This window comes from Umezawaea sp., from assembly GCF_036375055.1.
In the GTDB taxonomy this organism is placed as follows: Bacteria; Actinomycetota; Actinomycetes; order Mycobacteriales; family Pseudonocardiaceae; genus Umezawaea.
Genome location: NZ_DASUSQ010000044.1, coordinates 21,428 through 27,965, shown reverse-complemented (window position 1 = coordinate 27,965; position 6,538 = coordinate 21,428). Strand labels below are relative to the sequence as shown.

The 6,538-nt window shown below is 73.0% G+C and carries 7 protein-coding genes and 1 pseudogene; 3 read left to right on the top strand and 5 right to left on the bottom strand.

Going from position 1 to position 6,538, the window contains the following annotated elements:
* From VFZ92_RS13245 to VFZ92_RS13225, 5 genes and pseudogenes are all read right to left on the bottom strand, one after another.
* A pseudogene (locus VFZ92_RS13245) lies at positions 1 to 1,118 on the bottom strand (cell division protein FtsK); the annotation flags it as partial.
* Entirely contained in the window at positions 1,115 to 2,092 is a 978-nt protein-coding gene (locus VFZ92_RS13240) for a conjugal transfer protein TraI (RefSeq protein ID WP_330876186.1), read from the bottom strand. The pseudogene VFZ92_RS13245 and the gene VFZ92_RS13240, both read right to left, overlap by 4 nt.
* A complete protein-coding gene (locus VFZ92_RS13235) occupies positions 2,089 to 2,451 on the bottom strand; it encodes a hypothetical protein (RefSeq protein WP_330876185.1) in 363 nt (120 codons plus the stop codon). The genes VFZ92_RS13240 and VFZ92_RS13235 overlap by 4 nt, the downstream gene beginning before the upstream one ends.
* Positions 2,448 to 2,630: a hypothetical protein gene (locus tag VFZ92_RS13230; protein ID WP_330876184.1), complete on the bottom strand. Its 183-nt coding sequence runs from the start codon at positions 2,628 to 2,630 to the stop codon at positions 2,448 to 2,450. The genes VFZ92_RS13235 and VFZ92_RS13230 overlap by 4 nt, the downstream gene beginning before the upstream one ends.
* Positions 2,630 to 3,265: a helix-turn-helix domain-containing protein gene (locus tag VFZ92_RS13225; protein ID WP_330876183.1), complete on the bottom strand. Its 636-nt coding sequence runs from the start codon at positions 3,263 to 3,265 to the stop codon at positions 2,630 to 2,632. The genes VFZ92_RS13230 and VFZ92_RS13225 overlap by 1 nt, the downstream gene beginning before the upstream one ends.
* A 631-nt stretch (positions 3,266 to 3,896) precedes the next feature.
* On the opposite strand from VFZ92_RS13225, the gene VFZ92_RS13220 reads away from it, so the two are divergent.
* Genes VFZ92_RS13220 through VFZ92_RS13210 form a run of 3 tightly spaced genes read left to right on the top strand, consistent with a single transcriptional unit; the run spans position 3,897 to position 6,455 of the window.
* Positions 3,897 to 4,871 (top strand): hypothetical protein, encoded by a 975-nt coding sequence (locus VFZ92_RS13220; RefSeq protein WP_330876182.1) that lies wholly within the window; start codon positions 3,897 to 3,899, stop codon positions 4,869 to 4,871.
* Between the two features lie 17 nt (positions 4,872 to 4,888).
* On the top strand, positions 4,889 to 5,470 hold the full coding sequence (locus VFZ92_RS13215) for a hypothetical protein (RefSeq protein WP_330876181.1): 582 nt from the start codon (positions 4,889 to 4,891) through the stop codon (positions 5,468 to 5,470).
* A gap of 10 nt (positions 5,471 to 5,480) precedes the next feature.
* On the top strand, positions 5,481 to 6,455 hold the full coding sequence (locus VFZ92_RS13210) for a hypothetical protein (protein ID WP_330876180.1): 975 nt from the start codon (positions 5,481 to 5,483) through the stop codon (positions 6,453 to 6,455).
* Positions 6,456 to 6,538 lie beyond the last annotated feature (83 nt).

The window sequence follows — 6,538 nt, the reverse complement described above, 5'->3', positions numbered from 1 at the left end:
AGCCGCACGTGCGGGTCCAGGGCGGCGGCGGTGAGCGGCAGCCGGGCGACGAACGTCTTGCCCTGGCGGGGGATCGCGCCGATCAGCAGCGAGGTCCACACCACGGGCAGGTTCACGGCCGCGCCCCGGGCGGTGGTGCCGAACGGCACAGGCCGCCACAGGTCCCAGCTCGCGGCGGTGGCGAGCGGGCTGGGCACGGGGTCGGCGGCGTAGGGGTCGCCCTTGCCGATCCACAGCGCCACCCGCCCGGCGTGGCCCCGGTCGCCCCGGACGCGCTCCACGATCAGGCGCACCTCGTCCACGGCCAGCGCGGACGCCAGGGCCTCGCGCTTGGCGATCGCGTCGGACGCCTTGCGCGACGGCGGCAGGTCCAGCACCAGTGACCATCCGGTGTCGTCCTGGCGGGGCCGCTCGACGAAGTACATGGGCTCGCCCTTGCCGACGATCCCGGCCGAGCGGAACGCCTCGATCAGGTTGTCGCCGTCCATGAGCATCGCCAGCGTGCGTGCGCCGCCGAGCACGGCCTGGCGGCCGGGGGAGCCGTCCTTGCGACGGCCGGCGACGGCAAGCGCCACGGACACCGCGCCCCCGGTGACCAGCAGTGGCAGGGAACCGGCGGTCAGGTCGACCACCAGGCCGCCCAGCCCGGTCGCGCCGGTCCCCGCGAGCGTGATCACGCCACGCCGGCGGCGCACCACGGCGATCTCCTGCCACCGCGAGGCCAGGCTGTCGCTGGACTTCGCGGCGTCGTAGAAGTCCACCACGCGCACCCACGCCCACCACGCGCGGGCCGACACGACCAAGCCCCGGCCCACGGCCGCCGGGTAGCGCACGGGGGCCAGCGCGGCACGACCGGCCAGCGCCGCGCCGGCTTGCTTCGCGGACTCCGCGCTCTGCCAGCGGGCGGGCAGCTTGGACACGGCCTGCTCCGCCAACCGCCGCGCCTTGCCGCGCTGGTACTCGGCGTCGGTGATCAGCTCCCCGGTCAGCACCTCCGGGGCGGGCTGCACCGGACCGGCGGCCGGCACCGGCTCGTCGTCGGGCGCGGGCGCGGCCGTGCCGGGGAACGGGATCAGCTCGCCGCCCATGTCGTCGTCCTTCCGGATCGGCGCGCTCACGAGGCACCGCCGCGCAGTGCGTCGCGGACCTCGCGGGCGGTGTCCATGCCGCAGCCCAGCGCCGTGCGCAGCCGGTTCGCGGACGGGTCGGCGGGCAGCTCCCCGGCGGCGATCAGGTCCCGCGCACGAGCCGCCAGGCGGCCGGTGAGCCCGTCCCCGGCGGGGGCGGTCGCGGCGGCATTTCCGCTGTACGACGCGGGGGTAAGGGCGGGGTAAGGGGCGGCGGCGAGGCCGGTCGGGAGGCCGTGGTCCAGCTCGGCGAACGCCGTCCAGATGATCGGCAGGACGGCCACCGCGCCGACCGCGATCAGCGGCCCGACGGCGTGCGCCAGGAGCTGCATCGGGTCGAACCGCTCGACCTGCCACGGCAGGTACGGCCACACGTTGAGCGTGAGCGTGACGCCCAGCGCGCCGTACTCGACCACGGTCAGGTGCCGGTGCCGCAGCACCCGGCCCCGGGCCGCCAGGAACGCCCGCGCGCCGACCACGACCAGCAGCACGGCGGAGATCACCGGCTCCACGGCCCACGCGCCCCACCACGCGGCGGTGCGCTCGACCATGCCCAGGGTGAGCGTGTGGTGCACGCCCGTGGTGGACCACGCCAGCGCCCCGACCAGCGCCGTCAACGCCACGACGGTGAGCACCAGGCGCACACGCGCGGCCTGCCAGGCGCGGGCCGCCGGGTCCTGCGCCAGGGCGTGCAAGCGGGCGGCTTCCGCCGCCCGCTTGCGGGACCGGCGGACCCGGTCGGTGTCGACCAGCAGCGGGGCGGCGTCGGCCTGGAGGTCCAGCAGGGCGTGGGCCTCCGCGACCTCCGCGCGCAGCTCCCGCACGCGGCGGGTGTCGGCGGGCGGCGTCGGGGCGGGTGCCGGGGGTGCGGCCGGGGCGCGACCGGCCACGTACTGCTCCAGTTCCGCCACGGCGTTCTCCAGGTCCTCGTCACTCGGCTCGGGGAAGGGGACGTGCGCGTTCACCGGCCACCGCCGATCCGGGCGGCCAGCTCGGCGGCCCTGGTGAGCAGCGCGGCCAGCTCGGCGGCGCGCTGGGAGGTCATCAGGCCGGGGTCGTCGCTGGTGCCGTCGGCGACGCGGCGCACGTCCACGGCGGCGACACCGGGCAGGTAGGTCAGGGACTCCTCGCCGACGACGGCGTGCAGGCGCTGGAGCACCCGCACCACCAGGTGGTCGGCCCCGTACGGCAGCAGCAGGACGCGGCCGACTTCGGCGACGTGGGCCAGGCGGCCCTCGGACATGCGGATCGTCTCGTCGGCCCACTCTGGGGTGTCCGGGCGGGCGGCGGGGGTGAGGTGCGCGGCGCGCTTCGGCTGGCTCATCGTGCGGCCTCGCAGTCCTCGTCGGTGCAGTCGGTGATCTCCCAGGTCCGCCGGGAGGCGGCGGACGGGGTCAGTGCGTTCGTTGCGTTGCGCAGGAACTCGGCGGCCTCCCGGGAGGGCAGGCAATCGACGGGCGAGGTCCAGCCGTGCGGCTCGCGGTAGGTCAGGTGGGCGCGCATCACCGGGCACCCCCGCTCCGGGCCGGGGCGCAGCGCGGGCACGGCGTGGACCGGGTGCGGTCCTCGTCCAGCCACACCACCCGGGCACTGATCGGGTCGCCGGGCCGGGCGTCGCAACCGCCGCACTCCGCCGGGACCGCCGAGCGCCCACCGGGCGCGCTCGGCGAGGGACGGTTCTTCGTACGGTTCAAGGACGTTTCGGGGGCAGTGTTTGCCCCCCGCTGCGTCGCTGTTTGCCCCCCGTGGCGCTGAGTTTGCCCCCCGTGCCGGTCAGCGGGCGGCAGTGTCTGCCCCCCGTCGCCGGAGTTGTCCACAGCCGCCGCCTCGACCCGCTCCACCGCGAGGTCGTAGCCGTTCGGGCGGCGGTCGGTCCGCTTGATGTAGGCCCGCACGATGTCCGGGTCGGAGGGGCGGATCAGCTCCAGCTCCTCCAGCGCGCGCACCGCGTAGCGCACGGACCGCTCACTCAGACGGGTGTACTTGACCAGCGTCGACAGCGACGGGAACGCGTTGCGGCCGAACGGGTCGGCGTGGTTCGCCAGGCCCAGCAGGACCACGGTCAGAGACGAGGCGTCGCGGCGGTCGCGGGGGATGGGGGCGTGGTTGAGCACCCACGAGACGGACTCGATGCTCATGCGGCCACCACCGCGAGCAGGGCACGCCACTTGATGCGGGGCGTGCGGGTAGTGGAAGAATCCGAGGTCACGGCCTCATGCCTCCTGGCAGGTGAGAGGTCCAGGCCCCGTCCACTGCGTCCACAGTGGATGGGGCCGACTTCGTTTGCCACGAGAACTAGGGGCACAACGTTCGGCAGCGACCTGCGCGAACGACCCGCCTTACAGCGCCTACCTGGCGGAGAACCAGTAGTTCTCGACGTCGATACCGGGCACGGTCCGCTCACCGGTGAGAGGCAGGGGCGCTGGCGTCACCCGGCCAGCGTAGTGGCTCGTTACTCGCTGGTAGCAAGTCGGGCTTTGATGACCAGGTGTATTCGCGATTAACTCGAATGTGTTCCGCATTCCGTGCGATAGCGGTTCAATTGGCTACCCGCTGATGGCGCAGTGGTCCGGAAACTCTCCGTTAAATAGACACAATCGGGTGACCCGTCATCACGATGTTTTGATCTTGCACTTTGGTGTTTACCCTGGTGGTGGGGTACGTGAGATCGGTTCGGCTCGACTGGAGCAGGCCCGAAGAGGCTGGTTGGTGGCAGACCTCATCGGTACTCTCGGCCAATCTTCAACGAGGCGGGATGAGTGGTCAGCCATGGGTGCAAAAGAGCAGGAAGTTGTTCCGCTGCACGCGGGTTTCGACGTCGTGTACCGGGGTTTCCACCGACGCCAGGTGATCGACCACATCGACAACCTGGAAGAGCAGCTGCGCTACACCAGCCTCGACCGCGCCGAAGCCATGGCCCAGGCCGCCGACCTGCGCAAGCTGCTGGAGATGACCCGCCAGGACCTGGAGGAGTCGCGCACGAGGGTCGAACGGCTGGAGATGTCGCCGTCCACGACCGCGGGGGCGACCGAGCGCCTGCACCGGATGCTGATGCTCGCCGAGGACGAGTCGGCCGAGCTGCGCATCAGGGCCGACCGCGAGGTCACGTCGCTGCGGCAGCGGACCGAGGTCGAACTGGCCGAGCTGCGCGCCGAGGCCGAGCGGGAGATCGCCGCGCTGCGCGCGGAGGTGGAGGAGCAGTCCCGGCAGGCCCGCGAGGCCGCCGCGCTGCGCACCGCCGAGCTGGACCAGCGCGAGGTCGAGCTGGAGCGCCGCGCCGCCGAGCTGGAGGCCCAGCACGTCGCGCGCAAGGCCGAGGTCGCGGCCGAGTGCGCCGCCGCGATGGAGCAGGCCCAGCTCGACGCCGACATCCTCCTGGAGGAGACGGCCCGGCAGTGCAACGCGCTCGAAGCCGAGTCCGAGCAGCGCCGCGAGAAGGCGCAGTCGTTCTTCGACCTGACGATGACCCGCCGCCGCAACGAAGCCGCCCAGCACCTCGCCGAGCAGGAGGCCATGGCGAAGGCCAGGGGCGAGTTCGTCGTGAAGGTCGCCAGCCGGGAGGCGCAGCGGCGGATCGCCGAGATCCAGCAGCACGCGGAGGAGCTCCAGGAACTGCGCCGCACCGTGGCCACGCAGCTGTCCGCCGCCCGCAGCGCGCTCGCCGCGGCGGCCGACCGGGTGCCGGGACTCATCCCGGAACAGGTGTCCAGCAGTGAGAACGGTGCGGTGGCGCTGCGCGCCTGAGTTCGGGGAGCCCCATCATGACCAGGAAACGACGCTGGCTGCCGCTGGCGCTGGCGGCCCTGCTGGTGCCCGCGGGCGCGACGGTCCTCGCGTTCACCGTGTACGGCGAGGAGCTGACCGAGGCGCTGCCGTTCTCCTCCCCGGCCCCCACGCCGGAGATCAGGGGAGCGGTGCGGCCACCACCCGTGCCCGTCGTGATCGACGTCCCGCTACCGCCGCTCCTGCTGCCGCCGCCGCCCGCGCCGGAGGTGGTGCAGCGCGGTGTGACCACGCTGTTCACCTCGAACGGCGTCAAGGGCATCACCTTCACGCCGGGGACCGCCGACTTCACGGGTCCGGCGTCGGAGGTGCAGACCGGAGTCGGTGACCTCCTGTGGCGCACCGGCGGCGCGGCGATCACCCTCGTCTCCCACGCGTGGAACGGCGAGACCGCCTCGCACCGCTGCGACGTCCTCGCGATGGAGCGGGCGCTGCTCGTGCGCGATTTCCTGGTCGACCGCGGCGTGCCCGTGGAAGCCATCAAGACGAAGGTCGTCGTCGATCCGGTGTGGGGGCCGCCCTCGGACGGCGGTCCCGCCGTCGACGTCCAGGTGAGTTGAGGGAACGGTCATGGCAGGTGCAGTCGCTTTCGTGTTCGGTTTGTGCGCGCTGTCGTTCGCCGCGGGCTGCGTGGTGACCGCCGTGATGCTGCGCCACACCGACCCGGCGGAGGAGGCGGAGCAGAACGCCGCACTCCCGAACCCCGAGCCCGCTCCCCCTCCCGCGGAGCCGCTCGCACTCCCGGCCCCACCGGAACTGGCCGCCAAGCCGATCCACCGCAACCCGGTGGTCAGCCGCCCGATCCCGATCTCGCTGGAACACGGCGACGCGGCCCCGGCGGCCCTGGCCCTGGCCCCGGACCCCGTCTTCACCGGCGTCTTCGACCCGCCACCAGCACGACTGCCGGTGCTGGTGGCTGAGGTGCACGACGAGTCGCTGACCGGAGAACTGCCCGCCTACCAGGACCCGGAGCCCGAGCGGAACACCCGGTCGGCGACCGAGCACGTGGCCCACACCTGGTCCCCGGCACCACCGCTGCCGATCAGCGGCCGAACACCCAGGGGCAGGCCCGACTGGCGGGCACTGCACGCCGAGCAGGCGATCCTGCTCAAGGCGGCCTGCGGCGCCAACCCGTGGAGCACGCCGGAACAGCCCACGACCCTGCACGTGGTGCAGAACGCCGCGCGACCGGCAGAGCAGCAGGCCGAGGAGCGCGGGGCCACCGCACAACCGCCCGCCGTCGCGGAACCCCAGCCGGACCCGGTACCGGCCGAGTCGGCACAGGCCGACCACGGCCAACGCCGAGAGATCACGCTGGAACTACTGCCCCAGCCGAAAACGGAACAGGACCTCGTGTTCGCGTCCTGCTCAGGCCTGGTCACCGAGCCCTCGGACCCCGAGCCGGCCGTCCCGGAACAGGCGACCCACCAGGAACCCGAGCAGGAACCGGTGGTCCCGGAACAGCAGGCACCAGGCGTGGACGCGGAGTTCCGCAGGCGCTACCTGCGCACCTTCGAGGCAGCGAGGCGCAAATCCACCCGCTGACTCACGCGGTTGGTTTCACCGCTGACTCACTCGGCTGGCTTCACCACTGACTCACTCGGCCGGCTTCGCCGTTTGCTCACTCG